Below are 1241 nucleotides of genomic sequence, written 5' to 3' on the forward strand. Positions count from 1 at the left end.
CCGGTGTCTTCCAGGAGCAGGCCGTCGCCGGTGTCGTTGATGCGGGCGTGGATGGCCAGGCCGCGGCTGTTGATTTCGTTGATCACGTCGCCGAGGGTCTGCTCGTCGCCCTGGGTGAGGTCGACGGTGGCGGAGTTGCCCGCCGAGTCGGTGAGGGTGAACTGGCCGCGGTTGACGCCCAGGCGGTCCATGCGGGTGGCTTCGGTGATGAAGCGGAAGCTGAGGTTGCCGGTGTCGGCCGATCGGCCGTCGTGGGAGCCGACGAGGTTCAGCTGCTCAGCCGCCTGCCCGGTGAGGTCGGCGACGGCCAGCGTGCCGCTGCCGCCGGTGGTGTCGGTGAGCTTCAGGCCGTTGCCCGCGTCGTTCAGCGACGCGGTGACGCCGGCGCCGGCGTCGTTGATGCGGCGGATGATGTCGTGGATGCTGTCGGCGCCGGTGAGGTCGATGTCGGTGGCGGCGCCCTGGCGGTTGGTGAGCTGGATGGTGCCCAGGTCCAGGCCGGCGCCGCCGTTGAGGTTGCGGGTGAGCTTGGTGTTGAGGCCGGCGACGAGGCGGTGGCCGGTGGCTTCGCCCGCGTGGCTGCCGAGGAGGCCGAGGTCTTCGCCGGCTTTGGAGTTGTTGCGGGCGGTGACGTTCAGGCCGCCGCCGCCGCCGGTGGTGTCGGTGAGTTTGAGGCTGACGCCGTCGTCGCCGACGCCGGCGGTGACCGCGCCGCCGGTGGTGGTGTTGATGCGTTGGATCATCTCGCCGAGGCTGTCGAGGCCGGAGAGGTCGATGTCGTGGTTCGTGCCGTTGGCGTCGGTGATGCGGATGTCGCTGCTGCCGGTGCGGGTGCGGATGCCGTTGCCGTCGTTGAGGTTGCTGAGCAAGGTGGCGTCGCCGAGGCGGTTGACCTGCTCGCCGATCAGTTCGGGGTCGGCGGTCGCGCCGACGAGGCCGAGGGCGGCCGCGACGCCGCCGCCGCTGACGTCGGCGACGCTCATCTCGCCGGCCATGCCGGTGTTGTCGGTGAGCTTGAGCCGGTCGCCGTCGACGCTGGCGGTGACGTTGACGTTCATGGAGCTGTTGATGGCGTCGAGCACGTCGTTGACGGTCATGGCCTGGGTGAGGTCGACGGTGCTGCTGGCGCCGGAGCGGTCGGTGATGCGGATCGTGCCCCGGGGCACGCCGTCGCCGGCGTTGAGGTGGGCGAGCTTGGTGTTGGCGTCGAGGCGGGCCTCGCCGCGCTGGAAGCTGAGCGT

The 1241-nt window shown here is 70.7% G+C and carries 1 protein-coding gene; it reads right to left on the reverse strand.

The features are described from left to right. Positions 1–1241, reverse strand: a 1241-nt coding sequence (locus tag ACERK3_19650) for a flagellin hook IN motif-containing protein (protein ID MFA9480488.1), incomplete at both ends; no start/stop codon positions are given.

This window comes from Phycisphaerales bacterium AB-hyl4 (assembly GCA_041821185.1).
Taxonomy (GTDB): domain Bacteria; phylum Planctomycetota; class Phycisphaerae; order Phycisphaerales; family Phycisphaeraceae; genus Natronomicrosphaera; species Natronomicrosphaera hydrolytica.